Raw genomic sequence first — 25,119 nt, 5'->3', positions numbered from 1 at the left:
GCGGTCCGGTCACCCCCGGTCCCGCCACCCATGAGGACACCATGAGCAGCACGACGGTCATCACCAACATCGCCGGCCTGGTCACCAACGACCCCTCCCTCGGTGACGAATCCCCCCTCGGTCTGATCCAGGACGCGGCCGTCGTCATCGACGGCGACCGCGTCGCGTGGACCGGTGAATCAAGCAAAGCACCCGCCACTGACAACCGAGTCGACGCCGGTGGCCGCGCGGTGATCCCGGGCTTCGTCGACTCCCACTCGCACCTGGTCTTCGCGGGCGACCGCACCCAGGAGTTCAACGCCCGCATGTCGGGCCGCAGCTACAGCGCGGGCGGCATCCGCACCACGGTGGCCGCGACCCGCGCCGCGAGCGACGAGGACCTGGAGCGGAACCTCACGCACTATCTCCGCGAGGCCCTGCGCCAGGGCACCACCACCTTCGAGACGAAGTCGGGCTACGGCCTCACCGTCGAGGACGAGGCACGGGCCCTGCGCATCGCGGCCGCGCACACCGACGAGGTCACCTACCTCGGCGCGCACATCGTCCCGCCGGACTACGCCGACGACCCGGCGGCGTACGTCGCCCTGGTGACCGGCGAGATGCTCGACGCCTGTGCCCCGTACGCCCGGTGGGTCGACGTCTTCTGCGAGAAGGGCGCCTTCGACGGCGACCAGGCCCGCGCGATCCTCATGGCGGGCAAGGCGAAGGGCCTGCACCCGCGGGTCCACGCCAACCAGCTCTCGTACGGCCCCGGCGTCCAGCTCGCCGTCGAACTGGACGCGGCGAGCGCCGACCACTGCACCCATCTGACGGACGCGGACGTGGACGCGCTGGCGAGCGGCAACACCGTCGCGACGCTGCTTCCCGGCGCCGAGTTCTCCACCCGCGCCGAGTGGCCGGACGCGCGCCGCTTGCTGGACGCGGGTGTCACCGTCGCCCTCTCCACGGACTGCAACCCGGGTTCGTCCTTCACCTCGTCGGTCCCGTTCTGCATCGCGCTGGCGGTGCGGGACATGAGGATGACGCCCGACGAGGCCCTGTGGTCCGCCACGGCGGGCGGTGCCGCGGCGCTGCGCCGTGACGACATCGGCCGTCTGACGCCGGGCGCCTATGCCGACATGGCCTTCCTCGACGCCCCGAGCCATGTGCACCTGGCGTACCGGCCGGGGGTGCCGCTGGTGTCGGAAGTGTGGCGGCGGGGAGTGCGCGAGGTGTGACTCGGTCTTCGGTCCGTCGATCAGACCCAGGCCAAGTCGTCGGAGATTGAAGGGAGTTGACTCACGTCAGGGGCGGGAGGGGCTGCTTGTGGCTCAAGTTGCGCCCTTGACGGAAAGCGAGAGGAGGGTTTGAATCCTGGTCACATTATGAAGATCGTGTGACCACGGGGGCGGGGTTCGAAGAAGCGCCGGCAACAGCGGCCCTGACCCTCGACCCGGCAGCCCGGCCGGTGGGTTCGACGGGGTGAGCTGTTCAGATTTTCTTTACTTGATCAAGGCGGCCCGCTGGCGCGGCCCGCGCGCGCCCGGCCCCACGGGGCCGCCGCCCGCTCCTGTCTCCGCCCCGCTCGCCGCCGACCCCGCCGGACCGGGCGCGCAACAACCCACCCAGCGAGCCCATTTCAGGGGCTCCGCCCCAGACCCCGGCCCTCCCTCCGAGGGGGCAGGGGGCCGTGTGTCGGGTGCGGCTTCGTCGTGGCCCGGGGTTCGCGGTCGCGGGAGGGGGTCCCTCGCCGCCCGGTCACCGGAGGCGTACCAGGAACCCCCGGGGGCCGCCAAGGCCGAGCGCACGCGTCACGAAGTGAGCCTTGGCGGCCCCCGGAGAACCCTGGCACGGCAAAGCTGCCCGACCGACGAGGGACCCCCTCCCGCTCAGGCCCGGAATCTGCCGAGGCTGACTCCGGCCGGCGGACGGCCGACTCCGAGGGCGCTCAGGACGCCAGTAGTTCGGCGACCTCGGGCACATCGCGATAGGACCGCAGTCGATCGAGCACGATCCTCGTGCGTTCCGCCGTGCGTTCGCTGCCGCTTTGCCCGAGGGCGAGCATCCGGCCCGCTGTTCCCGCTGCGGCCTCGGGCTCGTTGGCGTCGGAGTAGGCCACCGCCAGCCAGGAAAGGTACAGCGCCAACTCCCGGGCGTGGCTGGCGTCGTATCGTCCGAGCACGTCTCTAAGCAGCGGCACGGCCCGCAGCGGGCGCCGCAGTTCGGTGTAGACGCGGGCCTCCATGACCTGCAACTCCCCGGCGTCCATCCAGTACAGGTACGACGGAGATTCGGTGCCGGCCGAGTCCTCGGACAGAGCCTCGGCCGCTTCCCCGAGGGCGGTCATCGCCGGGCGGTCCTGCCCGGCACGGGTATGCGCCCAGGCGACACGGTCCAGGTACAGCGCGCGAGCCTTCGCCGGGGCGTGCGGACCCGCGTCCTCCAGTGCGGCGCGGGCCAGTCCCACTGCGTCCGCTGTCCGGCCGGTGTTGCTCCACTGGTAGGCCAGCGAGCCCGCCACGTTCCCGGACAGTACGCCGTCCCCGGCGGCCTGTGCGGCGCTCATGCCGAGCCGGTAGATTCGCTCTGCCTCGGCATGCTCCCCTGCATCGGAGGCGACCCACCCGGCGATCTGCGCCAACTCTCCGATGGCCCGCAGAAGTTCGTGCCCCACTCCTTCGGTGTGTGTGCCCTCGCGGTAGAGCTTTACCGCCGCTTGCAGCTCGCGCAGCGCGGGCCCGATCAGGTCCTTGCCATAGACCACATCGTCAGCGAGCCGCAGGCCGTGGACCCGCTGGGCCAGGTCGGCCACCTGTCCGGCCCCGATCCGGCGGCCCGTACGAGCACGCAGCGGGGCCAGCGGATCGCCCTCGGGCAGGAAGTCGGTCACCGACCGCACCGGCGGCGCGGACTCGACCGGCTGAACGGCTTTCGCCATCTCCAGCATCTCGCGCGGCACCTGAAGCACCTGCGCGAGGAAGGGCAGCCACTCCCGCGGAGACCGCGTCCCGATCTCCCAACGGGACACGTCATTTCGCGTCGGCGGAACGCGCCCAGGAGCAGCCTCAGCCAGAGCCTCGGCGAGCCGCCGCTGACTCCAACCACGCGTCACGCGCAGCCGTCTGACCAGTTCTCCGACCGTCTCCCGCACCCCACCAGCTTGGCAGACAGCAAGGCAGACACGCTGGCTACTCCGCAAGGTCCAGGCCGGCGGGACGCTGATCAGCAACCCCGCGTCGAGTCGAGGAGAGGGCAACAAGATGGCTGAGCATGCGACACCATGGCCAGAGGGTCCTGCTGTGCAGGGGCCGCGCCTGCTGCCGTGGGCCACCGCCGAGGGGAAGCCCTGCTACCTCAGCACCGACGGCCGCGGCTACCTCGCCACCCTCGCCGACAACATCGAGTCGGTACAACTCGGTATGGGTGCGGAGCTGCTGGAGTACGCCCGAGACACCATGGCCCCCGGAGCGAAGATCCTGTCGGCCACCGAATACCGCTGGCTGGCCTGCCGGTTGACCGAAGCCCTCTCCGACGCACTCCGGGTCGCCGACTCACGCGGACAACGCCTCCCGGGCCTGGAGGAGGAAGAGGAAGCGGGCGAAGATGTCTGACTCCACGAACACCGACGCACCGGCCCGCAGTACTGCCCGTGGCCGCTTTCGATTCCGCGAGTACCACGTGACCACCGTCCCCGACACCTTGGCCCTGCCGACCGTCGCGGCGGAGTGCGTCACCGGCGAAGACCGCAACTGCGGTGCCACCTCCGGCCCCCTGCACACCCCGGACGAACTGACCCGCTGGATCGCCGGACACTGCGCCGCCACCGGCCACGAACTGTACGAACAGACCACCCGCACCCTCCTCCGAGCCGAACCCGGCGCATGGCAGTAAGGTCCTCATGCGTCGCAGAGGTGCCAGCAACAGCGCGTCGCAACTCCCGCATCCCTGACGGCAGTAGCGACGGCAACACCCACGGATTCCCCCGCACAACCACGGACACCAGCGGAACCAGAAACCACCGCTGATCTGCGAATACGCAGATAGAGAGGGGCCGCGTAGCACACGTACTCTGTACTCGCCGGGGCCACGCCGGTTCTCGTTCACAACTCGAACGGTCTTTGTGGAGTAACCTCCGCTATCCACGATGACCCGTATCTCGTGAAGGCAGCAGAAGCGGCCGGAAAGAATCAGCGAATCCAGAAGGAAATGGATGATCTGGTCATGCAGTTCCGGGGCGGTAACACGAACCCCGGCCTCGGGAATAATTCCCTTGCTGGCACGGACATTTCCTATCTGTGAGGCCGCAATGGCGGGCGCGTCTTCTTCCGGAATACCGACGATGGCATGCAGATCGTTGGTAAGGCTGACAAATCAAATGAGTCCAAGGTCATCAGTCGCCTCATGGATATGTACGGAAACTAGGTATGTACGAGATCAGCGAAGAAGGCTTGACCCTCCAGGCCGAGCTTGGCGGAGACGCGCCAGGCGAGGTCGAGAACGCGGATGGATGGATCCTGCTCCCTGACGGAGAGAGGTGGTCTGTGACCTTCTTGACGTACCTGGAGCTGGGGCGAATTCTGGATAGATGGCAGGCGACTGGAGAATGCCTCAACGGATCATATTTCGCCTGCCCCGATCTGGTGTTGATTCGCCGTCCGGGGGTCCATGAAATGTTCGCGGCGGTGCGTGAGATGGTTGCTAATGGCGACCATGAAATGTCCCTCAAGCGGGTCGAGTAACTGCGGTACAGAACATCCTGTTCGTGAGTTTCTTTTCACCCGCAGGACCTCGAACACGGCAAGAAGAAGCCCCACCGAAGAGGACCTTCGGTGGGGCTTCTGATGTGCTTGACGGCAGTAGTTGACGGCAACGTCAGCGTACGGGCGCGGGGCAAAGGGATGGTTCGTCGCCGTCGGGCTTGCCGGTGATCTTGGCGGGGTTGCGGAGGGCCTTGCCAAGAAGATCGATGGCGTCGCGCTGGAGGCGGAGCCGGACGTGGGCGTAGACGGTGGCGGTGACGCCGATGTGGGCGTGGCCGAGGAGTTCCTTGATTTCGACGAGTTCCACCCCCTGCTCCAGGAGGAGCGTCGCCGCCGAGTGACGGAGATCGTGAAACCGGATGCGGCGGAGCCTGGCCTGGCGGAGCAGGGTGTTGAACTGCCGGGTGAGGGTGGCCCGGGGCACTGTCCGGTCGGGTGAAGACGTAGCCACTGTTCTGCCGGCTCTTGCCTGCCGCTTCGTGTTCCTGGAGCTGTCGGCTGCAGTGGTGTTCGAGGGACCGCAGGCACGGCGTTGGCAGGGCGATGCGCCGTTCGGAACTCTGGGTCTTGGCCGGGAGGGCGGTCAGGCCGCCGGAGTTGGTGCGCTGGAGGGTGCGGCGGATGCTGGCGGTGCCGCCGGTGAGGTCGAGGTCTTCCCAGCGTAGGCCGAGGAGTTCGCCCTTGCGGAGCCCGGTGTGCAGAGCGAGTTCGAAGAGAGGCTGCAATCGGTGACCGTTGGCGGCGGCCAGGAATTCGCGTGCTTCCTCGGTGGTGAGGGGTTCGAAGCGGCGGGGTCGGGGTGTGCCGGTGCGGACGTTGCGGGCGACGTTGCGCGGGATTTCCTCCTCGCGTACCGCGTGCTCCAGGGCGGAGTTGAGCACGGAGTGGACGTAGGCGAGGGTCAGGGGTGAGAGCCACTTGGCGCAGCACTTGTCGGCGGCGCAGCAGAGGGGCCGACCGCGGGCAGTATCGAGGCCGCGGGTGCAGCACTGGCAGGTGGTGCGGAGGTGGTTGAGCCAGGTGCGGACGTCCTTGGCGGTGAGCTTGGAGAGCTTCTTCCGTCCGAGTCCGGGGATGAGGTAGAGCCGGGCGACGGCGGTGTAGCGGGTGTGGGTGTTCTCGCGGAGGTGGTGGACGGCGACGTTCTCCAGCCAGTACGTCAGGTACGCGGCCAGGCTGCCCTGCGCGGAGGGGACGGGGAGGCTGCACCTCCCCTCCCACTCGTGACCGGAGGGATAGTTGGGGGTCATGGCATCCAGGAAGCGCATCTACGACGCCGAGTTCCGTGAGGGGGCGGTGCGGATCGTGACGGAGACCGGGAAGCCGATTCCGGAGGTGGCCGAGGATCTGGGTATCCATCCCGGGACGCTGCACAGCTGGGTCTCGCGGGCCCGGCGCAACGGTTCGCCGTCGTCGGACCGGCCGGCGGCCGGGCCCTGTGGTGGCCGGCTGCGGGAGAGTGAGCGGGTGGAGCTGGAGCGGCTGCGGGCCGAGGCCAGGGAGAAGGACAAGCACATCCGCGAGCTGGAGATGGAGCGCGATGTGTGCAAGCGATTCGTGGCCTTGTGGGTGAAGTAGCTGAAGCGGACCCGGCCGTGGCGGTCGGGGTGACCAGCAGATGCAAGGCCGAGCAGAAGATTCCGTACCGCGTTGCCCGCCGGGCTTTGAGGGTGTCGGAGTCGTGGTACTACAAGTGGCGCGACCGCCCGCCCACCGAGCGGGAGATGCGCCGGCAGCACCTGGCGGAGGAGATCGAGGAGATCTTCCGCTGCTCCGGGGGCACCTACGGCTCGCCGAAGGTGTTCATCGAGCTGGTGCGCCGGGGCTGGCGGGTGTCGGTGAACACCGTTGCGAAGCTGATGGCCGAGCTCGGGCCGGCGGGCCGGAAGGTCACGCGCCGCCGGTCGCTGACCAGGCCGGGCAGGCGACCGGCCGCCCCGGACTTCGTGCGGAGGGACTTCACCGCCGAGGAACCGGACCTCGTCTGGGTGGGCGACATGACCGAGATCGACACCGGCGAGGGCAAGCTCTGCCTGGCAACGGTGATCGATCTGTTCTCCCGTCGGCTGCTGGGCTACGCGATGGGCGCCCGGCACGACGCCGAGCTGGTGGTGGCCTCACTCAACATGGCCGCGGCCACCCGGGGCGGCGACGTCCGCGGCGTGATCATGCACACCGACAGGGGCAGCGAATACTGCTCCCGGACGTTCGAGCGGGCCTGCCGCAAACTGGGCATCGTGCAGTCCATGGGCAGAATCGGATCCTGCTTCGACAACGCCGTGAGCGAGGCGTTCAACAGCGTGCTGAAGGTCGAGCACGTCCACTGGCACACCTTCCGTACCCGCACCGAGGCCCGCATCAAGATCGCCACCTGGATCACCGACTTCTACAACACCAGGCGGCTACACAGCGTATGCAGGTTCAAGAGCCCGATCGACTACGAACGCGAGTTCCGGGCCGCCCTCGCCGAGGGACTGGCCGCATAGATCGTCTCCACGCTGCGAGGGGATTGACAGCCAGCAGACCGCAGGAATCCCACGACGCGCCGGCACTCGGCAGAGCAGGCCCTGCCACGCGCTGACACATGCCGACGCCCTCTGGGCGGATGACTACGCGGCACGCCTGTTCGAGGGCTCGCTCATGACAGCGGAACCTCGTGTCAGCTGGTGGGAGCGCCCGTATGCTGGGCACGTACCGCCCGTCGAGGTCACACCGAGACTGCCGGTCGGACGAAAGGGTGAAAGGGAATGAGCGTTGCCATCGACCACACGGGGCCGTGGACCGTCGCCGATGTCCTGGCCCTGCCCGAAGACCGCACCACCCGTTACGAGCTGCTGGGGGAGTCCCTCGTAATGTCCCCCGCACCCGGCATCCGCCATCAGCGGGCCTCGCTGCGGCTCGCCATGATTCTGCACGCGGCGGCTCAGGCCGCCAAGGCGCCGGTCGAGGTACTGGAGGCCATCAACGTCATCCTGCCCTCGGGCCTGGTGGTCCCCGATCTCGTGGTGACCGACGCCGGCGCGACCGCCGAGGACGGCGTCAGCGTCGACGCCGAGGGCGTGCAGCTCGTGGTCGAACTGGTCTCTCCCGGCAACCGCACCCTGGACCGCAAGTTCAAGCCGATGTTGTACGCCGAGGCCGCCATCCCGCACTTCTGGCGACTCGAGTTCGACCCGGCCCCCATGCTCGTCGTCTACGACCTGCAGGGCGGCCGCTACGTGGAGCGGACGACCGCTCTCGCGGGCGCGACCACCCGCCTGGCGACCCCGTTCCCCGTTGAGATCGACCCGGCTGGACTCTCCCGGCAGTAGATGTCGTCTGACGGCAACGCTGACGGCAACCGGACCCGTCAACGGCGGACACCAGCGGACTTGAGCGGACCAGCTGACCCGCGCTCACCTGCGAAAACGCAGGTGAGAAGGGGGCGCCCAGCACACGTACCATGTGCTGGCGGGCGAGACTCCGGTCCTTGTTTATAACTCCAATGGGTGGTGCGGCCCTGCTTTAGAACGGCGTTAGAAGCTGGTATCAGCCCGAATGATGCCAAGCGAATTCAGAATGTCGCCGATAAGGCCGGGCAGCCAATCATTGTGGTCGGGAGCCGTGCCCGGTACACCCGGCGGTGACCGGCGGGGCGGAAAACGGCGCCAGTAGCCGCCGCCCGGCCCCTGACGGCGGTAGCGACGGCAACACTCGACCGGGGAGATGGTGATCCGGTATCCGCTGGGCCGACAAGACACCCCATGCGCCTACTGTCCCGCCAGGCCCTGTCAGCTCGTCCCCGTCCCCGCCCGCCACCGCTGTTCCTCCCGCCCCTGCTCAGGAGCGAGGAAGAGCCCGTCGCCGTACGGCGTGACCGCGTGGTCCGGGGCGATGTCCGGGCGGATCACGCCGTCATCGTCGACCGTGAAGCGGAGGTTCATGCCGTTGCGGCCGTAGACCGACCGGCACTCCCAGATGCCGACACCCCGGTCCGTGGAGCCGCGGCTGTCGAGGCAGAAGTCGGGGTCGGCGTACGACTGGAGGACGCCGCGGTCGGTGTCGACGCGCCACATCTGGGTGCGCGACGAGGTGCAACGGGCCGTGATGACGTCGGTGCCCAAGTCGATGTCGCCGTCGCGGATGTCCAGGCAGAGTCCCGAGCCGGCGTTCACCACCTGGGCGAAGGTGCCGTTCGGGGGGTGGGACGCGGTGTGCGCGGGAGAGGGCTTCGGGGACGAACGGGTCGGCGAGGGGGCCTTCGAGGGCCGCGAAGTCGCGGTGGGGGTAGGGGACTTGGTCCTGTGCGTGGCGGGCGGTGACGGGGTCAGTGAGACCGTCGCCGTGACCGTCACCGGAGGCGGTGCCTGAGGGGTCCGTACCGAACCGGCCGTCTTCGCGGGCTCCGATCCGCCCGACATCAACACGAACAGCAGCAGCGGCGCCACCGCGACGCCGAGCGCGGCCGAGGCGAGGACGACGCGCCGGGAGGGCAGCCAGGCCCAGTCGGCCCCTCTGTCGGGAGCGGTTCGCGTATCGCCCGCGGAGCCCATGACGTACGCCGCCCCGCCCCACGGCAGCAGCCCCTCCGCCAGCGCCTCGCGTGGGGCGTCCCGCAGGGCGCCCAGCTCCTCGTACCCGGCGGCGCAGTGCGCGCAGTGCGCCATGTGGGCCTGCAGGTCGACGCTGTAGCGCGGGTTCTCGGGGTGCGCGGCCTCCTCGATCAGCCGGCGGAAGTCCTGGCAGCGGGGGTTGCCGGAGCGGGCGAGGCGGGTCTTGAGGCAGGCCTGGCGCAGCGTCTGGAACGCGGACTCCTTGCCGTACGTCACGTCCGGGGGCGTGACCTCGAGGAGCATCGCGGTCCTGGTGTCGGCCTCCCCGTCGACGACGCCGTACCAGAGGAGTCCCTGGACGCGGGTCGGCAGTGCCTGGAACGCGTCGAGCATCGGCGGCACGGGTCCGACTGGAGACAGCACGGGGCCGGCCTGAGACGGCACAGGCCCGGCCGTAGACGGCACGGGTCCGACGGGCCCCGCCTCGCGCAAGTGGACGAGCAGGCCGGGGTCGAGGCGGCTCCCGCGCTCGTCCATGGCCCAGGACGCGGCCACCCGCCCTGTCAGGAGCAGCAGTTGGTGGCGCCAGGGCCCCGGGGGATCGATGCCGCGCGTGGTGTCGCGGGCCGCGAGGGCGAACGCCTGGGCCGTGAGCTGCCGGGCGGCGGACTCGCCCACCGTGCACAGCCGGGCGTACGAGAGGACCGCCGGCCGGTGGCGCAGGCGCAGTTCACGCAGCGCCGGATACGCGGTCGCGGTCTCGGCGCGCAGCAGTTCGGTGAGTCGTGCGTCCGAGACGGTGGCGAACATGCCGCCGCCCTCGGCGTCAGCTTCGTGCTCGCCCTCGTAACCGTGCCCGTCGTCCGCAGCGTCGGTCCGGCCGGCCCCAGCCATTCCCGTGCCTCCTCGCATCCCCGGTGCTCTGCCCGCCGTAGCCCTGACCTACTGGCGGGTATGGGGGTGCCCATAGTGATGGAGGTGAACCTTTGGGGAAAGGGGTTCCCGTGGGTAACCCCGTCCGATGCCAAGCTGTAACTGCGCCCGGCACCCCCTCACTTGGGGTACCGGGCACACAAGGCGACAGCGGGACGTCAGTCCTCGACCGTCAGCCCCTTCCGCAGCCGCACCAGCGTGCGCGACAGCAGCCGGGAGACATGCATCTGGGAGATGCCGAGTTCGTCGCCGATCTCGGACTGGGTCATATTGGCGACGAAGCGCAGCGAGAGGATCTGGCGGTCACGCGCCGGGAGTTCGGCTATCAGCGGCTTCAGGGACTCCACGTACTCGATGCCGTCCAGTCCGTGGTCCTCGTAGCCGATGCGGTCCGCGAGCGCGCCCTCGGAGTCGTCCTCCTCGGGCTGGGCGTCGAGCGAACTGGCCGTGTAGGCGTTTGAGGCCGCCATGCCCTCGACGACCTCGTCGTTGCTGAGACCGAGGCGCTCCGCCAGCTCTCCCACCGTCGGAGCGCGATCGAGTTTCTGGGCGAGTTCATCGCCCGCCTTGGCCAGGTCCAGGCGGAGTTCCTGCAGCCTGCGCGGTACGCGCACGGACCATGAGGTGTCGCGGAAGAAGCGCTTGATCTCGCCGATGATGGTCGGCATCGCGAAGGTGGGGAACTCGACGCCTCGGCTCAGTTCGAAGCGGTCGATCGCCTTGATCAGGCCGATCGTGCCGACCTGGATGATGTCCTCCATCGGCTCGCTGCGTGAGCGGAAGCGGGAGGCGGCGAACTTCACCAGCGCGAGGTTGAGTTCGACGAGGGTGTTGCGAACGTACGAGTAGTCGTGCGTGCCCTCTTCGAGGGACTCCAGCCGCTCGAAGAGTGTCTTGGACAGGGCCCGTGCGTCCACCGGCCCCACCTCGTCGTAAGGGGGGATCTCCGGGAGTCCGTCGAGTCCGTCGAATCCGCTGGTTCCATCGGCTTCGTCGAGGTGCTCCGGGCGTCCCAGAGAGGGTGCCGACGTCGCCGTCTGGGTCTGCGATGCGTCGAGCCGGGGTGACATGGTGTCCTCCATCGTTCTCGGCATATGGCCGCCGATGCCAATTCGTGCACTGCGGTGTGCCGCGCCTCCAAAGCCGGCCGTGTCGAATAGCTGTCTCTACTAGCCCTACCCGCTTTCGTGAGCTTGTCGCAAGTGCGTTTCATTACTAAATGTCCGTTTTCGTGGGGTTGTTCGGGTGTCAGGGGTAGTGAGGAAGGCGTAGTGTTCGAGTGCGTACATCAGCAGTCGCGACGCTCGGGAGAGAGACGGCATGGACCGCGGGACGGTCGGCAGCGCACAGTCGGGCCGGCTTCTTGTCGAGGTGCGGGAAGAGGGCTCAAGCGCCGTCGTGACCCCCGCGGGTGAGTTGGATCACCACACGGCCGATTTGTTGCGTGAGCCACTCGAGGACTGCCTCGACAAGGGGTATTCCCGTCTGGTGGTCGACTGCTCACGCCTCGAATTCTGTGATTCCACCGGGCTCAATGTGCTGCTCGGCGCCCGGCTGAAGGCCGAGGCCGCGGGCGGCGGCGTTCATCTGGCCGGGATGCAGCCGGTGGTGGCCCGGGTCTTCGAGATCACCGGGGCGGAGGCCGTCTTCACCGTCCACGAGACGCTCGACGCGGCCCTGGCCGACTGACCCGCCCGGCCCCGACGACGTCGAAGTTGTGACTCAGTTGCCCCCATGTGATCGCCGCGTTACTTGCGTCACATCTTCCGTGCCGAATAAGTGGGTGTTCGGACGGTTCGGTCGGGCAGGAGACATCCTGAACACGTCGGCAGCGCATATGTCGGCAGCCAAAGCGGCGAACGCGCCGTTGATCCCTACGTACTGAGTACTGAGTCTTGAATCGTGAACCGGTGAATCGGTGAGGTGAAGCGCTGATGAGCACCACCCGGCCTTACTCGCCGGGCGACCGCGGCCCGGAGTCGGGTGACGGCGGCGCTTCCGGGGCGTCCGCGGACGGCGTGACGCCCGGAGGCGGCGCGTCCCGGGGCGGCGTGGCCGTCCCCTCCGCAGGCCGTCAGGCCCGCAGGCTGAACCTCGACGGCGCGAGCGGAGTCGTGCCGCTCGCTCGCGACTTCACCCGTCAGGCGCTGTACGCCTGGGGCTGGCTGCCCGCCGCGAGCGCCGACCGGCGGGCCGCCGCCGAGGACGTCCTGCTGGTCGTCTCCGAGCTCGTCACCAACGCCTGTCTGCACGCCGAGGGCCCGGACGAACTCTGGATCGCCTGCGACAACAAGGTGCTGCGCCTCGAGGTCTCCGACCGGGGCACCGGCCAGCCCGCCCCGCGCACCCCGCACCGCGCCGGACGCCCCGGCGGCCACGGGATGTTCATCGTGCAGCGGCTGTGCCTCGACTGGGGGGTCGTGCGGACTCCGGGGGTCGCGGGCAAGACCGTGTGGGCGGAGCTCGGAGCGCCCGCGTAACCGTCATCTGGGGTTACCCAGGGTTCGAACCCCTCTTCGTACGTCGCCGTATGCGCGCCGGATCTCCTCAGATCCGGCGCGCACTTTGTCTTCCCTCCACAAGACCCCGGGCGTACTTTGAGCGCCCGATCTGATGTGCCGTCAGTAAATTTCGGCGACGAGGGGACTTCGAGGTGTCGTACCGGACGTACCAGAAACGAACCGCCGCGCTCGCGTTCGCCGCGGCCCTGGCCGGCTCGGCGGTGCTGATGGCCGCCCCCGCCGCCCAGGCCGACGTGGTGAACGTCGACTACCAGTGCAAGACGCCGATCGGCGACAAGAGCGCCATCTCACCCATCGACATCAAGAGCGTCAAGAGCGGCAGCGGCTACAAGCTCACCATGTCCTGGCAGAAGGGCGTCTCCTCCAGCCCGGTGGAGCTGGGCAAGGGTGCGATGAAGCCGAGCGCCGTGATCAAGGTGGGCGGCGCGGACAGCGGCACGGTGCCCGTGAGCGGCCCGGCCAACGCCGCCGCGATCCCCGCCAACACCCCGATCAAGATCAGTGACTTGAGCGGCACGTACACGCCGAAGAAGACCGGCAAGGTCACCTTCACCGCGGGTGTGCTCACCATCAAGGCGCTCGGCACGACGACCACCTGCACGCCGTCGAACAACCCGAAGCCCTCGCTGACCCTCGACGTCACGGCCGCGAGCGGCGGTTCGGGATCGTCGAGTTCCGGCCAGACGCAGAGCGGCTCCGACTCCGGCGGCCGGCTCCCGCAGACCGGCCCCGAGGACTCGGCGATCGCCCTCGGCACCCTCGGCGGCACGGTGCTGCTCGCCGGCGCGGCGGGCGTGCTGTGGCTGACGCGCAGGCATCAGGCGGTACGCCGCTGAGACACCTCGTACGTCGTACGCCCACCCGTCGCCCGACCACCGCCCCTCAACGAGGCGCTGCGCGCCGCCTCCGTATTTGGGAGCCGCTTGTGCCGTACGCACTCTCCGCTGCCCGCGTGCTGGGCCTGACCTTGGTGTTGTCGATCACGGCACCGGTACGCCCGGCCCTGGCCGACGACGGCTGGTCCGTGGTGCCGTCCGTGAGTACAGCGGGTACGGCGGACGGTCGGCCGTACGTCTACGCGGAGGGCGCGCCCGGCACGGTCCTGCAGGACGCCGTGTCCGTGCTCAACCCGGGTGCGCGGCCGCTCACCGTCCGGCTGCGCGGCGCGGATGCCGACAACACCACGGGCGGCGGCTTCACCGTACGGAAGAAGTCGACGGACACCGGCGCGTGGATCGGCTTCGCGCGGGAGAGGGACGGCCACCGGACGGCGGTGCGTGAGGTGTCCGTACGGGTTCCCGCGCACACCCGCGCCGACGTGCCGTTCACCCTGAGCGTCCCGGCGGGCGCGGCGCCCGGCGACCACCCCGGCGCGGTCGTCGCGAGCGGCGGCGGCCGAACCTCGGCGGTCCGGATCCAACTGCGGGTGAGCGGACCGACGTTGTCGGCGCTCACTGTCGAGCATGTCGCCGTGCGCGCCGGCCGGATCTCGTACGAGCTGGTCAACCGCGGCACCACCGTCCTCACCCCGAGACTCGCGGTGCACGCCGACGGGGTCTTCGGCGAGCTCCTCGACCGCGCCCCGCGCACGCTGCCTCTCGAACTCCTGCCGGGCCGCCGCGTCACGCTCGGCGAACCGTGGCACGACCCCCCGGCGCTGGACGCGGTCGACGTGCGGCTGACGGTGACGGCGGCGGGCGGGGCGCACGACACGGCGTCCGCGTCGGTGCGGTTCGTGCCGTGGGGCGCGGTCGTGGGGACCGGGGGTGGACTCGCGGCGGCGGTGGGCGCCTGGCTGGTCCTACGACGGCACAGGCTTCGTGGGCCGGGGGGCGAGGCGCGTGAGGAAGAGCCGCGTACGGAAGTCGAGTTGACGGGAGCGGTGTCGTGAGCGTCAAGGTGCGGATGGCGGCGCTGGGGGCGGCGCTCGCGCTCGTCCTGGTCCCGCTGACGGGGACGGCCGCTGTGTCCGCCGACGGGAAGCCGAGTGTGAAGTTGTCCAAGTCCCAGGCGGGAACGGGTGGTTCGATCACGGTGACCGGCAGCGGATGGCGGTCCAAGACCTTGCTGATGATGCTGATCTGCGGGCAGTCCGTGCCGTCCCGGGGCGTGATCGGCGGCACCAACTCCTGTGCCAACGCGGACGGCCGGGCCGTCACCACCGACGCGAAGGGCAGTTTCAGCAAGCAGCTGCCGGTCACCGAGCCGCCCAAGCCGTGTCCGTGCGTGGTGCACGTCGCCACGGTCACGGGGGAGAAGGCGGAGGCGGACGCCATCTTCATGGTGGCCGGGCACTCGGTCGAGCCGCTGCCGAAGGAGGAGAGCGGCGGGCGGCTCTCGGTGCTGACGGACACCCGGCTCGACGGGTCGAGCGGCCTGCTCACCTGGTTCGGCTCGCCGCCCTCCCGCAAGCTCGTCTTCACCGTCGGCAATGTCGGCACGGCTCCCGTGAGGAACCCGGTCTTCCAGGTCGGCACCTCCCACGGGGTGTTCGCCCCGCAGTGGGAGGCACAGCAGTGGCGCGGCACGATCGCGCCGGGCCGCAAGGCGCAGATCAAACTCCCCGTCGAGCTGTCGGCAGGTGCGCACGGCGACTACACGGTCTCCCTGAAGTACGGCGGCAAGGTGCTCGCCGAGCAGCCGTGGGGCGTGGGCCGCCCCTGGGGCGTGACCCTCTTCTGGATCCTGCTCTGCGTGGTCGTGCCGGGCGCGGTGTTCCGCATCGGGATGACCGTGGTGGAGCGGGTGCGGCCGCGCAGGTCGAACGGGCGCGGGGGTCGTCACCGGGGTCTGCGCCTGCCCGAACTCACCTTCCATGTACCGAAGTTGATCCCGCCACCGGCCTCCGCGCCGGTGTCGTCGAAGACCTCCACGACCCCGACCCTGCCGTGGTTCACGCCGGACAGCGATCCGGGCACCACGGAGAACGGTCAGCTCTCCGCACCGCAAGAGAACAGCCCGACGACGAAGGGAAATACGTGAGCACGCAACGGAGAGTGGTACCGGCGGCCGGACGGAGAGTGAGCGCGGCCGGGGTCGCGCTGATGCTCGGCGGCGCGGGCATCCTGCTGGGTGTGGCCGCGGCCCCCGCGCAGGCCGCCGAGGTGTCGTACAAGACGGAATGCGTTCCGCCCTCGATCTCCGGGCTCCCCCCGGTCGAGGGCACCACAAAGGTGGAGATCACCGCGCCCGCCGAGGCGAAGGTGGGCGACGAGGTCACCATCACATGGAAGTTCGTCCAGGCGGCGTCGAAGAATCCCGACGTCATCGACCTGGGGAAGGACACGGTCAAGCCGACCGGCACGCTGAAGGCGGGCGGTGCGCAGACGGCCGACATCGCCATGGAAGGGCCCCGGTCGAACCCGGCGATCCCCAAGAACAGCGACATGAAGCTGTCCGACATGACGGGCAAGCTGAAACTGACGGCGGCGGGTGACGTCACGCTGACCCCGGACGCGTACAACATCAACGTCAGCAAGCCCGTGTCCACCGACACGAAGTGCACCCCCAAGGAGACGGTGCAGCCTGCGGCGACGATCAAGGTGACCGGGAGCGGCGGGAGTTCGGGCGGCACGACGGGCGGGCTTCCGACGGGGACACCGACCCTGCCGACGGGGCTGCCCACGCTGCCGACGGAGCTGCCCACGGGCTCCACGACGCCGGCGCCGAGCGCGAGCGACACCGGGGGCACCGGCGGAAGCGACGCGGGCGGCGACACCACCGGGGGCGACAGCGGCGGCCAGACGGACTTCACCGGCAAGGAAGTCTCCATCCCCTACCAGTGCAAGACGCCCATCGGCGACAAGAGCGCCACGTCCCCCGTGCAGATCAACGCCAAGAAGAACGGCGGGAGTTTCGACCTCACCGTCCAGTTCAAGAAGTCCGTGATGGACAGCCCGGCCGACATCCCCGCGGACTCGGTCAAGCCGTCGATGGAGGTCGTACTGGGCGGCTCCGACAAGGGCACGGTCCATGTCGAGGGCCCCACCAACGCCAAGGAGATCAAGTCGGGCGACCCGATCGAGATCCCCGACCTCACGGGCACCTACAAGCCCGGCGCCAGCGGCAGTTCGACCCTCTCCCCGGGCGTCCTGACCGTGCAGGCCCTGGGCACGACCACGACCTGCACGCCGTCCAAGACGGAGGTCTCCCTGACCCTGGACACCACGGAACAGGCGAGCGGCGCGTCGGGGGGCGGCTCGTCCGGCTCCGGCGACACGTCGTCCAGCGGGGGTCTGGCGGAGACGGGCTCCGACAGCCACGGCGCGCTCAAGGCGCTCGGACTGGTCGCGGGGACGGTGATCCTGCTCGGCGGGGCGGTCTTCACGTTCCTGCCGGGACGGCGCCTGCGCTGAGCTCCCACTGGGTGTGGGGCACTCGGGAGGTGTCCCGCACCCACGAGGGGGCTCAAGCGGGGAGATCGCCATCCCTGACAGCAATGACGAACGACGACCAGCCGGGCGCTGAGAAGACCAGCGCGGGGCCGTGCGGGATCTTGGAGTCGCGGACGGGGACGCCGGAGACGTATCCGTCGAGGACTTCGACGCAGCTACCGGCTTCGTTTCCGCTGTATGACGACTTGCGCCAGCCGCTGAGCCTGGCAGCGTTCGAGATGGCGTGCTTAGGCATCATCGTGTCCGTGGTCCTTCGCTGTGGCCTTGAGTAGGGCAAGCGACTCGCCCAGCGGCAGTGCGTCGCTCAGTGCGAGATGGTAGGCGCCTTGCAGCTGGTCGACGATGGCCGGGGCGTCGTGAATCTTGGCAACCCGAATGCCCTCGGAATAGGCCACTGGAGGCTGGTCCTCGAACCACATCAGGCTCAACATGCCTTGCATGACCGGGTAAGCACCCGTACCGCGCGGCATGACGTGCACCCGGATACGGCCGCTCTCGACGAGGTGTACGAGGTGGATGAGCTGCTCCGCCATGACGTGTCGGCCGCCCACCAGGCGGTACAGCACGCCCTCGTCCAGTAGTGCCCAGAAGGCAGGCGTCACCGGATCGGCGAGGATCTTCGCACGCTCAAGGCGTGTGACAAGGCGCTTGTCACGCTCCTCGTCACTCAGGGGAGGGAACGTCGTGCCCAGGACGGCTTGCGCGTACTTCTTGGTCTGAAGGATCCCGGGTACGAACGTCACTGCGGACTCCCGGATCATCACCGCCTGTTGTTCGAGCAGCCGCGCCGCCTCGAAGTAGCCGGCGACGGCCACCTCTTCTTGCGGCAGGAAGCTACTCAGCACATTCCCCGTGTTCAGGGCCCTGTCCAGACGTCGCGCGTCCTCCTTGGAAGGGATCCGGCGTCCGGCCTCGATGTGCGCGATGTGCGAGCGCGTCATGATCGCCGAGTCGGCCAGATGCTGCTGCGTCAGCCCCGCCGCCTCGCGCTGCTCCTTGAGCCAGTCGCCGTAGATGCTGCTCACCACGTCAACTCCCTTGAGACTAACGCCTTGTCACCAGCCACCCCCTGGCGAGCCTAGCCCGCCCCATCCCACTCTGCGAGTGGATCGCTACACAGAGCGATACTCCCGCGACCGAGCGACCGGTCCGGGGGCGTGGCCATCAACGAACCCAAGGAAGTTGACGACATGAGTCACCGTCTCGTCCGCGTCTTCGAGCCGCTTCTGCGGCTCCTGCTCCCCGGCTCGGGGCGCCATCGTCTCGCGGTCACTACGCAGATGGGCCGTCAACCTGTCACCTCGCACTTCGGCGGGCCGACCGCCCACCGAGCTGGCTCCCGCCCCTTGCGTGGCGAGGACCACGCCTTGGTTCGCCCCTACCTCGTCGCTCACGAGCGGCGCCGCGAGGCGCAGCGGCAGCGGGCCCGGCGCCGTGCGCTGTGGCTGGCCGTCCACGGGGTCGACATCGGTCCACGCCTGATCCACGGGGTCGAGGTGACGGCGTGATGGATGGCATCGGCAGGGCACGACTGTTGCCCTGGGCGGGTCCGGAGGGCGAGCGCTGCTACCTCATCACCGACGGGAGTGGCTCTGTGTCGCGGGTGGCCGACACCATCGAGAGCGTGCAACTCGGCATGGCGGGTGAACTGCTCGGCCACGCAGCCGACATGCTCGCCGATCGTCGGGCGACATCCGGGCAACTCCGGTTCCTGCTCGCCCGGATGGCCGAGGCGCTGACCGACGTACTCCGGATCGCGGAGAGCCGGGATGTCGGCTTTCCCGCACCCGCCTGCGACGGTCCCGGCGGCATCGAGGAGACCGCGCCGCAAGCCTGAACTGGGAGAAGCCAGAGGGTGTATGGGGGCGTGTGTCCCTGACTGGTGCTGCACAGGGAATGTGGCACTCACTGCTGAACTGTCACATTTCCGCAGGCCGACCTACATGGTTGGACGGAAGTCGTTGTCGAGCCGCCCTGGGAACCGTGCTGGTTGCCAGTCATGGCCTGCCTCTCCTCCTCGGTCGGGTCGAAGTCAGGACGGAACACTTGGAACGTCTCGCGCTAATCCCACCCGTGCATGATCTCCGCGCCGGACATCGCCACCGAGGCGCGCCTCGGAGCCCCAGCCGGTCCGCCCGCATCGCGTACTCGCGGGCCTCCACCAGGCACTCGCCGGCATCGAGAACCACCGCTCGAATCACGCTCGGCAGCGTGAGGCATCGTGGTCGCACTGGCCTAAGCGCGCGGACGTTTAAGGCGGCTGCAAGGTTGTATAGACCTTTCTGTGAGTGTCCCCACGCATGCGCATTGTGTAGCGAAGCCTTGACTCCATGTGTTGTGTCCCTGGCAAGATCTGCTGGACCGCTTGATCGCTGTTGCCTGCCGACCCGCAGGCTGGGGGAGGGCTCGTTGTGCTGCGCACGCGGGTAACACGTGTTGTTGCTGCTCTGACGGTGCTGATCGCACTGATATGCACTGATGCATTGCGCGCGGTGCCGCTTCGCCCCAAGAGCCCAGAGGTTGAGGCGTCTGCTCCGGTCGCCAAGCGCACCTCGGAGCCGCTCAGGCCGGCGAAGGCGATGACCGTCAAGCAGCGCAAGACGCAGGCGAAGCGCGACGAGCAACTCGCGATAGTGCGCCCGGATCTGCGGCACAGCAAACGCCTGCAGAACGCGTTCACGAACACGGGAAGCAAGAGTCAGGACTCGATTCTGACCGCTACCGGCGAGCTCAAACTTTCCAATCAGGCGGCCCCGGCGGCGGCCGCGGCTGACTCGGACTTTGAGGGGGCGCTCTGGGGTGCCACGTACATAGTCAATGACGAGTCCCAGCTCGATCCCGCCGGGGTGGCGACGGCACTAAAGGCGAATCCGCCGGTCAATCCCCAGGTGTACCCGAACTACCGGCCCGGGCGGACGACTTGGTACGTGGAGTCCGAGTGGACGGAGAGCTCCAACATCCCTCCGGTCATGCTCCGCATTCAGCTGTACCGGGCATCGGACAACCAACTCGTGGCAACTCGGCTGACCAGTAAGGACACGACCTCCAGCGCGGAGACCGGCAGCCTGTGCTTGCGATGGAGCCTGGGCAGCAGCGCGCCGAAGACGTGCCTCTGGTCACTTCGAGACGGGGTGCTCGTCGGCAAGGCGGGCACGGCCTACTACGCGAAGCTCTCCTACGCGACGGAGATGACCAACCACTTCTACAAGGTCCCGGATCAGGACAGGCCGACCTACCGTGAGTACTGGCTGCCGACCAAGTGGACCGCCTCCGTCACAAGTCCTGCTGCCCCGGCCGTCTACACACCGGGCATCAGTGACGGCCTGTCCGGCCAGTGCACCTGCTGGTATCAGACTCTGATCGCCGATCCGGTGAACACGGCCACGGGCGCGGTCACGGAGACCGTCACCGATACGGTCGTGCCTGGCAAGGGCCTCCCTTTGACCTTGTCCCGGTCCTACTCCTCGGCCGCGACGGACACGGCCGGTCTGCTGGGCAAGGGTTGGAAGTTGCCGTTCGAGGCCAAGCTCACCGTGGCCACCAGTACCGTCACCCTGGCCGAACCGGACGGTGCCAAGGTCGAGTTCGCCAAGCAGAGCGACGGCACCTATACGGTACCCAAGCCGGTGCGCTATGTACTGACGCAGACGAGCAGCGGCTTCAAGGTGACCAACACCGATCACACCAGCCGCGTCTTCAATTCGTCGGGCCAATTGACCGGCTGGCTCGACGGTGCCGGGCAGGGGCTGGCGTTCGGCTATTCGGGCGCCAAGCTCGCGAAAATCACGGACGCGGCCGGTCGGGAAACCACGCTGGACGTCGACGCGACCACTGGACGACTGAACTCCGTGACACTGACCGACGGTCGGAGAGTGACCTACGTTTACGAGACAGGTCAGTTGGCGAAGGTGACTGGCACTGACGGAGGCATCACCAGGTACACCTACGCGGGCGGGCGGTTGGCCACCGTCGTCGACCCCAAGGGAAACACCGTCACGCAGAACACCTATGACGCGACAACCGGGCGGATCACCAAGCAGATTGATGCCTCGGGCGGTACATACAGTTTTACCTGGGCGGCTACCGCCGATGCTCCGGGTGGTTCCGGTCAATCGAATATGACAGACCCGGCCGGAGGCGTCTGGACCGACGTCTACGAGGCCGGTGTCCTCATGCGAAGCTACCGCCCGGAAGGCGGAGGCACCGATCGCGGTTACGACCAGAACCTCAATGTCACGGCCGAGTACGACGGCAACTCCAACCAGACGGCGCGGACGTTCGACGCCCGAGGCAATCTTGCCTCCCAGGTGACGGGCGGGGTGAGTGAGAAGTTTGACTTCGACACTTCCGACCGTCTCAAGTCCATGACGAACGGCCGCGGTTACAGCACGTCCTATGCGTACGACGGCAGCAGCGACCGGGTGAAGACCGTCACGGGCCCCGTAGGCACCACGGCGTACACCTACACAGCCGACGGGCAGGTCGAGACAGAGACGGCGCCAGGTGGAGGCACCACTCGATACAGCTACACCAGCGAAGGGCTTCCGGTATCGGTGACGACCCCGGAAGGCCGCAAGACGACCTACGGGTACGACGCCGCCGGCCGACTGAAGACGACGACGGATCCGCGTGGCAACGTCGAGGGAGCTGACCCGGCGAAGTACACCACCAGCTACGACTACGACGCCCAGGGGCGTCTATGGAAGGTCACCGATCCGGAAAACCAGACAACTACGTACGCCTACGACAGCAACGGCAACGTCAAGACCGTCACGGATGCGCTGGGCCAGGTCACCGCGTACGAGTACAACAAGGCGAACGAGCTGACCAAGGTCACGGACCCTGACGTCAAGTACGCCACTGTGGAGTACGACGACCGAGGCAACCAGACCGCCACCGTGGACGAAACTGGTCGCCGGACGACGTATGCCTACGACGGTGCCGGTCGTCTAGCGTCTACGACGACCCCGCGCGGCAACGTCGCCGGTGCCGATGCGGCGAAGTACACGACCACGTATGGCTACGACGACAACGGCAATCTCACCAAGACCGTTGATCCGACGGGAGCTCTGACGACTACCGGATACGACGCCCTGGACCGGCCGTACCAAGTGACTGATCCCATGGGGAACACCACCACGACGAAGTACGACGGCAACGGAAACCCCCTTGAGGTGACCGATCCGCTCGGCAAGACCACGTCGTACAGCTACACGGCCAATGACCTCGTGGATAAGGTCACCAACCCGCTGGGCAAGACCACGACCTATGGCTACGACGCCGACGGCAACCAGACCTCGATGCTGACGCACCTCGGCCGCAAGAGGACGTGGACCTACGACCACGACGGACGTTTGACCAGCGAGACTGACCCGCGTGGCTATCTGACGGGCGCGGATCCGGAGGCGTACACCACCCACTTCGGCTACCCGCAGGCCGGTGGAAAGGACACGGTCACGGACCCGCTGGGCAACACGGAGACCACGGAGTACGACGGCCGTGGCCTGGTGAGCGGATACGTCGATGCCAACCAGCACAAGACGGACTACGGCTACGACGCCATCGGCCGGCTCAAGACCGTCAGAGCCGCCGACGGCGGTGTCACGACGTACACGTACGACAAAGCGGGCAACGTCAAGACCCGGACCGACGACAACCAGCACACCACCACCTACGGTTACGACGCGGCTCATCGCCTGACATCGACGACGGACCCGCTCAACCACGCGGTCAGCTACGGCTACGACCAGGACGGCAACCGCAACAAGGTCACCAATGCCCGGGGTGCTGCGGCGACCACGACGTACAACGCGAACAACTGGCCCGACTCGATCACGTACTCCGACGGCACACCCACCGTGTCATTCACATACAACGCGGACGGCTCTCGCCGCACCATCACCGATGCCACCGGAACCCGCACCCTCGACTACGACAAGGGCGGCCGACTCAAGAAGGTCGTGAAGCAGGGCCAGAGCGCGGGCTTCAGCTACACCTACGACGATGCGGGGCAGGTCACTGGTCGCACCTACCCCGACGGGCGCACCACGACCTTCACATACACCTCTGACGGCAACAGGGACTCCAGCACCACTGACGGGCTGAAGACCACCTACGGCTACACAGCTGCACGTCAGCTCGCGCGCGTCACGCTGCCGACCGCCAACGGTTACCAGGAGACGCGCTCCTACGACCGCGCGGGCCGAATGACCGACGTCGCCAGTACCAAGGGCACCGACACTCTGTCGGCCTGGCATGCGGAACTCGACGCCACGGGGCAGCCCTGGCGCGTCGACAAGACGCATGGCGGCAGCACCAAGTCGACGTACTACAGCTACGACAAGACCGGTCGTCTGCTCACCGAATGCACCTCCGCCACCAAGGCCGCAGCGTGCCCCGCCGGTGAGCCCAGCGACACTTACACCTACGACAAGGTCGGCAATCGCAAGACTCGTACTGCGGTCAGCGGTGCCGTCACCAACTACAGCTACGACGACGCCGACCGCCTCAGCCAGGTGACCACCGGCACGACCGCCACCGGATACGACTACGACGCGGACGGCAACCAGACCAAGGCGGGCAGCACCACTTTCGGCTACGACGCCGAAAACCGCCTGACCGCTGTGACAACCAGTTCTGCCACGTACGGGTTCACGTACGACGCCGACGGCCTGCGCACACAAGCGACCAAGAACGGTGCGGCGTTGCGCACTACCACGTGGGACATCAACTACGGCGACGACCTAGCGCGTGTCGCGACCGAGAGTAGTGGATCAGGAAGCCTTCTGGCCGACTACCAGTACAACCCGGTCGACCAGATCCAAGGAGAGACGACCAGCGCCGGGGTCTTCTACCACCATCACGACCTGCTCGGCTCCGTCACGGACGTCACCGACTCGGCTGGCGCCGCACAGATCGCGTACGACTACGACGCCTTCGGTGAGCTGACCACCACGAACATCGCGGCCAGCCCGCCCAGCAACAGGTTTACCTTCACTGGCGAGTACAAGGAGCCCGCAACGAGCACCGCGGGCTACTACTTGCGGGCCCGCAACTACGACCCGGGCACCGGACGCTTCACCACTGAGGACCCGTACGTCGCCGACCAGGACACGCCGTACGCGCAGTCGTACGCGTACGTGGAAAACATGCCGACCAGCCGCACTGACCCCAGCGGCATGTGCAGCGTCGCGACCCAGATGAAGGACCTCTTCACTGGCAACTTCGGCTGGAACAACAACTGCAAGAAGGAAGACCGCGAGACCACGCAGAAGCCCGCACCCGTCCAAGCGGTCAAGAACGCCTCCGACAACTTCACGAAGGCGGCCATCGAGATAACTGGGCAGACCAGCCTCGGATTCATCGACGGCGTGACCTTCGGAACCTTCAGCCTGGTCAGTGGTGCCCAGGTCACCTGCGCACCGGCCTACAACGTCGGCTTGTACGCGACCATGGTGCCCTTCCCGATTTCGGGAGGGGGCAAGCGTGCTGCAGTGGAAGGAGGGCTCTACCTCGTTCCGAAGGCAATAAACTTGCCGTCCTGGAAGGTCGTCACTGTTGATATGATCCACGTTCTTGAGAGGCACACGGCGGACGGCAGAATTTACAAGCAGAGCAAAATAAAGACAAAATTCCCTGACTATATGTCGGCTAAAAAGATCGAATCGACAATCATCAATGCCTATCGATTCGCCTCGACGGCTGGACCTTCGCAGGGGTCGAGAGTGTTCCTTAGGGGTATGGCTGAAGGTCTGGAGATCGAGATGTGGGTCAATAAGACAACAAAGGTGATTGAGACTGCATATCCGGTCTGGCGGTAGTGGTGGATTTTGTCCTGCGGTGTGCCGTGGATTCACTGGAGATTTCCCCGTCGGGGGCTATCTGGGGAGGGGTCTGGATCGAGTTCAACGGCGAGGGTTTCCCTGAGGTTGGTTGGAACGATATGCCAATCGCTCTCGCCTGCGAGCTGGTGAGCGCGGTTGCTGCTTCCAGGGTGGGT

Annotated in this window: 22 protein-coding genes and 1 pseudogene; 17 read left to right on the top strand and 6 right to left on the bottom strand. The window is 67.8% G+C overall.

What is annotated here, in order from left to right:
- The first annotated feature begins 41 nt into the window (after positions 1 to 41).
- Complete coding sequence (hutI, locus tag OG390_RS20740) at positions 42 to 1,217, top strand: imidazolonepropionase (RefSeq protein WP_406169952.1); 1,176 nt, start codon at positions 42 to 44, stop codon at positions 1,215 to 1,217.
- Between the two features lie 710 nt (positions 1,218 to 1,927).
- Here the strand turns inward: hutI and OG390_RS20735 are convergent.
- On the bottom strand, positions 1,928 to 3,007 hold the full coding sequence (locus OG390_RS20735; RefSeq protein WP_406169950.1) for a transcriptional regulator: 1,080 nt from the start codon (positions 3,005 to 3,007) through the stop codon (positions 1,928 to 1,930).
- A 232-nt stretch (positions 3,008 to 3,239) separates the two neighbouring features.
- On the opposite strand from OG390_RS20735, the gene OG390_RS20730 reads away from it, so the two are divergent.
- From OG390_RS20730 to OG390_RS20715, 4 genes are all read left to right on the top strand, one after another.
- Entirely contained in the window at positions 3,240 to 3,590 is a 351-nt protein-coding gene (locus tag OG390_RS20730) for a hypothetical protein (RefSeq protein ID WP_406169948.1), read from the top strand.
- Complete coding sequence (locus OG390_RS20725) at positions 3,583 to 3,870, top strand: hypothetical protein (protein ID WP_406169946.1); 288 nt, start codon at positions 3,583 to 3,585, stop codon at positions 3,868 to 3,870. Before OG390_RS20730 ends, OG390_RS20725 begins: the two co-directional genes overlap by 8 nt.
- A gap of 267 nt (positions 3,871 to 4,137) precedes the next feature.
- Positions 4,138 to 4,278, top strand: coding sequence for a hypothetical protein (locus OG390_RS20720; protein ID WP_406169945.1), 141 nt, complete (start codon positions 4,138 to 4,140; stop codon positions 4,276 to 4,278).
- A 125-nt stretch (positions 4,279 to 4,403) separates the two neighbouring features.
- Positions 4,404 to 4,718 carry a hypothetical protein gene (locus tag OG390_RS20715; protein ID WP_406169943.1) on the top strand — a complete coding sequence of 105 codons (315 nt, stop codon included), beginning with the start codon at positions 4,404 to 4,406 and terminating at the stop codon, positions 4,716 to 4,718.
- 133 nt (positions 4,719 to 4,851) lie between these two features.
- Here OG390_RS20715 and OG390_RS20710 read toward each other — a convergent pair.
- A pseudogene (locus OG390_RS20710) lies at positions 4,852 to 5,989 on the bottom strand (tyrosine-type recombinase/integrase).
- Here OG390_RS20710 and OG390_RS20705 point away from each other — a divergent pair.
- The 3 genes from OG390_RS20705 (at position 5,988) to OG390_RS20695 (ending at position 8,050) form a co-directional block, all read left to right on the top strand.
- The gene (locus OG390_RS20705) at positions 5,988 to 6,317 is read left to right on the top strand and encodes a transposase (RefSeq protein WP_406169941.1); all 330 of its coding nucleotides are present in this window, start codon (positions 5,988 to 5,990) and stop codon (positions 6,315 to 6,317) included. The pseudogene OG390_RS20710 and the gene OG390_RS20705 overlap by 2 nt on opposite strands.
- 29 nt (positions 6,318 to 6,346) lie before the next feature.
- A complete protein-coding gene (locus OG390_RS20700; protein WP_406169940.1) occupies positions 6,347 to 7,225 on the top strand; it encodes an IS3 family transposase in 879 nt (292 codons plus the stop codon).
- A gap of 261 nt (positions 7,226 to 7,486) precedes the next feature.
- Positions 7,487 to 8,050: a Uma2 family endonuclease gene (locus OG390_RS20695; protein WP_406169938.1), complete on the top strand. Its 564-nt coding sequence runs from the start codon at positions 7,487 to 7,489 to the stop codon at positions 8,048 to 8,050.
- Between the two features lie 459 nt (positions 8,051 to 8,509).
- On the opposite strand, the gene OG390_RS20690 is transcribed toward OG390_RS20695, so the two are convergent.
- Positions 8,510 to 10,165, bottom strand: coding sequence for a ricin-type beta-trefoil lectin domain protein (locus OG390_RS20690; protein ID WP_406169937.1), 1,656 nt, complete (start codon positions 10,163 to 10,165; stop codon positions 8,510 to 8,512).
- Between the two features lie 197 nt (positions 10,166 to 10,362).
- Positions 10,363 to 11,274, bottom strand: a complete 912-nt coding sequence (locus OG390_RS20685; protein WP_406177775.1) for an RNA polymerase sigma factor SigF — start codon at positions 11,272 to 11,274, stop codon at positions 10,363 to 10,365.
- Positions 11,275 to 11,524: 250 nt separating this feature from the next.
- Between OG390_RS20685 and OG390_RS20680 the strand changes: the two genes are divergently transcribed.
- The 6 genes from OG390_RS20680 to OG390_RS20655 all read left to right on the top strand — a co-directional run bounded on the left by OG390_RS20680 (position 11,525) and on the right by OG390_RS20655 (position 17,081).
- Positions 11,525 to 11,893, top strand: coding sequence for an STAS domain-containing protein (locus OG390_RS20680; protein ID WP_406169935.1), 369 nt, complete (start codon positions 11,525 to 11,527; stop codon positions 11,891 to 11,893).
- 245 nt (positions 11,894 to 12,138) lie between these two features.
- Positions 12,139 to 12,684: an ATP-binding protein gene (locus tag OG390_RS20675; RefSeq protein WP_406169933.1), complete on the top strand. Its 546-nt coding sequence runs from the start codon at positions 12,139 to 12,141 to the stop codon at positions 12,682 to 12,684.
- 173 nt (positions 12,685 to 12,857) lie between these two features.
- Positions 12,858 to 13,562, top strand: coding sequence for an LPXTG cell wall anchor domain-containing protein (locus OG390_RS20670; RefSeq protein WP_406169931.1), 705 nt, complete (start codon positions 12,858 to 12,860; stop codon positions 13,560 to 13,562).
- 89 nt (positions 13,563 to 13,651) lie between these two features.
- Entirely contained in the window at positions 13,652 to 14,617 is a 966-nt protein-coding gene (locus OG390_RS20665; RefSeq protein WP_406169930.1) for a hypothetical protein, read from the top strand.
- A gap of 14 nt (positions 14,618 to 14,631) precedes the next feature.
- Positions 14,632 to 15,708, top strand: coding sequence for a hypothetical protein (locus OG390_RS20660; protein WP_406177773.1), 1,077 nt, complete (start codon positions 14,632 to 14,634; stop codon positions 15,706 to 15,708).
- A 62-nt stretch (positions 15,709 to 15,770) separates the two neighbouring features.
- A complete protein-coding gene (locus tag OG390_RS20655) occupies positions 15,771 to 17,081 on the top strand; it encodes a hypothetical protein (protein WP_406177771.1) in 1,311 nt (436 codons plus the stop codon).
- A 52-nt stretch (positions 17,082 to 17,133) separates the two neighbouring features.
- Here OG390_RS20655 and OG390_RS20650 read toward each other — a convergent pair whose 3' ends face one another.
- Positions 17,134 to 17,355, bottom strand: a complete 222-nt coding sequence (locus OG390_RS20650; RefSeq protein WP_406177769.1) for a DUF397 domain-containing protein — start codon at positions 17,353 to 17,355, stop codon at positions 17,134 to 17,136.
- Positions 17,348 to 18,145, bottom strand: a complete 798-nt coding sequence (locus OG390_RS20645; protein ID WP_406169928.1) for a Scr1 family TA system antitoxin-like transcriptional regulator — start codon at positions 18,143 to 18,145, stop codon at positions 17,348 to 17,350. The genes OG390_RS20650 and OG390_RS20645 overlap by 8 nt, the downstream gene beginning before the upstream one ends.
- A 165-nt stretch (positions 18,146 to 18,310) precedes the next feature.
- Between OG390_RS20645 and OG390_RS20640 the strand changes: the two genes are divergently transcribed.
- The 3 genes from OG390_RS20640 (at position 18,311) to OG390_RS20630 (ending at position 24,940) form a co-directional block, all read left to right on the top strand.
- Entirely contained in the window at positions 18,311 to 18,628 is a 318-nt protein-coding gene (locus OG390_RS20640) for a hypothetical protein (RefSeq protein WP_406169926.1), read from the top strand.
- Positions 18,628 to 18,957 carry a hypothetical protein gene (locus OG390_RS20635; protein WP_406177767.1) on the top strand — a complete coding sequence of 110 codons (330 nt, stop codon included), beginning with the start codon at positions 18,628 to 18,630 and terminating at the stop codon, positions 18,955 to 18,957. The genes OG390_RS20640 and OG390_RS20635 overlap by 1 nt, the downstream gene beginning before the upstream one ends.
- A gap of 742 nt (positions 18,958 to 19,699) precedes the next feature.
- Positions 19,700 to 24,940, top strand: a complete 5,241-nt coding sequence (locus OG390_RS20630) for a DUF6531 domain-containing protein (protein ID WP_406169924.1) — start codon at positions 19,700 to 19,702, stop codon at positions 24,938 to 24,940.
- The last annotated feature ends 179 nt before the right edge of the window (positions 24,941 to 25,119 follow it).

The sequence above is a fragment of the Streptomyces sp. NBC_00996 genome (assembly GCF_045162675.1).
Taxonomy (GTDB): Bacteria; Actinomycetota; Actinomycetes; order Streptomycetales; family Streptomycetaceae; genus Streptomyces.
Note: the sequence above shows the minus strand (reverse complement) of the source record. Positions and strands in the feature narration are given on the sequence as shown.

Bases quoted from the DNA above. Each gene is read 5' to 3' on its own strand.
- hutI (WP_406169952.1), top strand. From the start codon at position 42: ATGAGCAGCACGACGGTCATCACCAACATCGCCGGCCTGGTCACCAAC.
- OG390_RS20730 (WP_406169948.1), top strand. From the start codon at position 3,240: ATGGCTGAGCATGCGACACCATGGCCAGAGGGTCCTGCTGTGCAGGGG.
- OG390_RS20725 (WP_406169946.1), top strand. From the start codon at position 3,583: ATGTCTGACTCCACGAACACCGACGCACCGGCCCGCAGTACTGCCCGT.
- OG390_RS20715 (WP_406169943.1), top strand. From the start codon at position 4,404: ATGTACGAGATCAGCGAAGAAGGCTTGACCCTCCAGGCCGAGCTTGGC.
- OG390_RS20705 (WP_406169941.1), top strand. From the start codon at position 5,988: ATGGCATCCAGGAAGCGCATCTACGACGCCGAGTTCCGTGAGGGGGCG.
- OG390_RS20695 (WP_406169938.1), top strand. From the start codon at position 7,487: ATGAGCGTTGCCATCGACCACACGGGGCCGTGGACCGTCGCCGATGTC.
- OG390_RS20690 (WP_406169937.1), bottom strand. From the start codon at position 10,165: ATGGCTGGGGCCGGCCGGACCGACGCTGCGGACGACGGGCACGGTTAC.
- OG390_RS20685 (WP_406177775.1), bottom strand. From the start codon at position 11,274: ATGTCACCCCGGCTCGACGCATCGCAGACCCAGACGGCGACGTCGGCA.
- OG390_RS20680 (WP_406169935.1), top strand. From the start codon at position 11,525: ATGGACCGCGGGACGGTCGGCAGCGCACAGTCGGGCCGGCTTCTTGTC.
- OG390_RS20675 (WP_406169933.1), top strand. From the start codon at position 12,139: ATGAGCACCACCCGGCCTTACTCGCCGGGCGACCGCGGCCCGGAGTCG.
- OG390_RS20660 (WP_406177773.1), top strand. From the start codon at position 14,632: ATGGCGGCGCTGGGGGCGGCGCTCGCGCTCGTCCTGGTCCCGCTGACG.
- OG390_RS20655 (WP_406177771.1), top strand. From the start codon at position 15,771: ATGCTCGGCGGCGCGGGCATCCTGCTGGGTGTGGCCGCGGCCCCCGCG.
- OG390_RS20650 (WP_406177769.1), bottom strand. From the start codon at position 17,355: ATGCCTAAGCACGCCATCTCGAACGCTGCCAGGCTCAGCGGCTGGCGC.
- OG390_RS20640 (WP_406169926.1), top strand. From the start codon at position 18,311: ATGAGTCACCGTCTCGTCCGCGTCTTCGAGCCGCTTCTGCGGCTCCTG.
- OG390_RS20635 (WP_406177767.1), top strand. From the start codon at position 18,628: ATGGATGGCATCGGCAGGGCACGACTGTTGCCCTGGGCGGGTCCGGAG.
- OG390_RS20630 (WP_406169924.1), top strand. From the start codon at position 19,700: ATGACCGTCAAGCAGCGCAAGACGCAGGCGAAGCGCGACGAGCAACTC.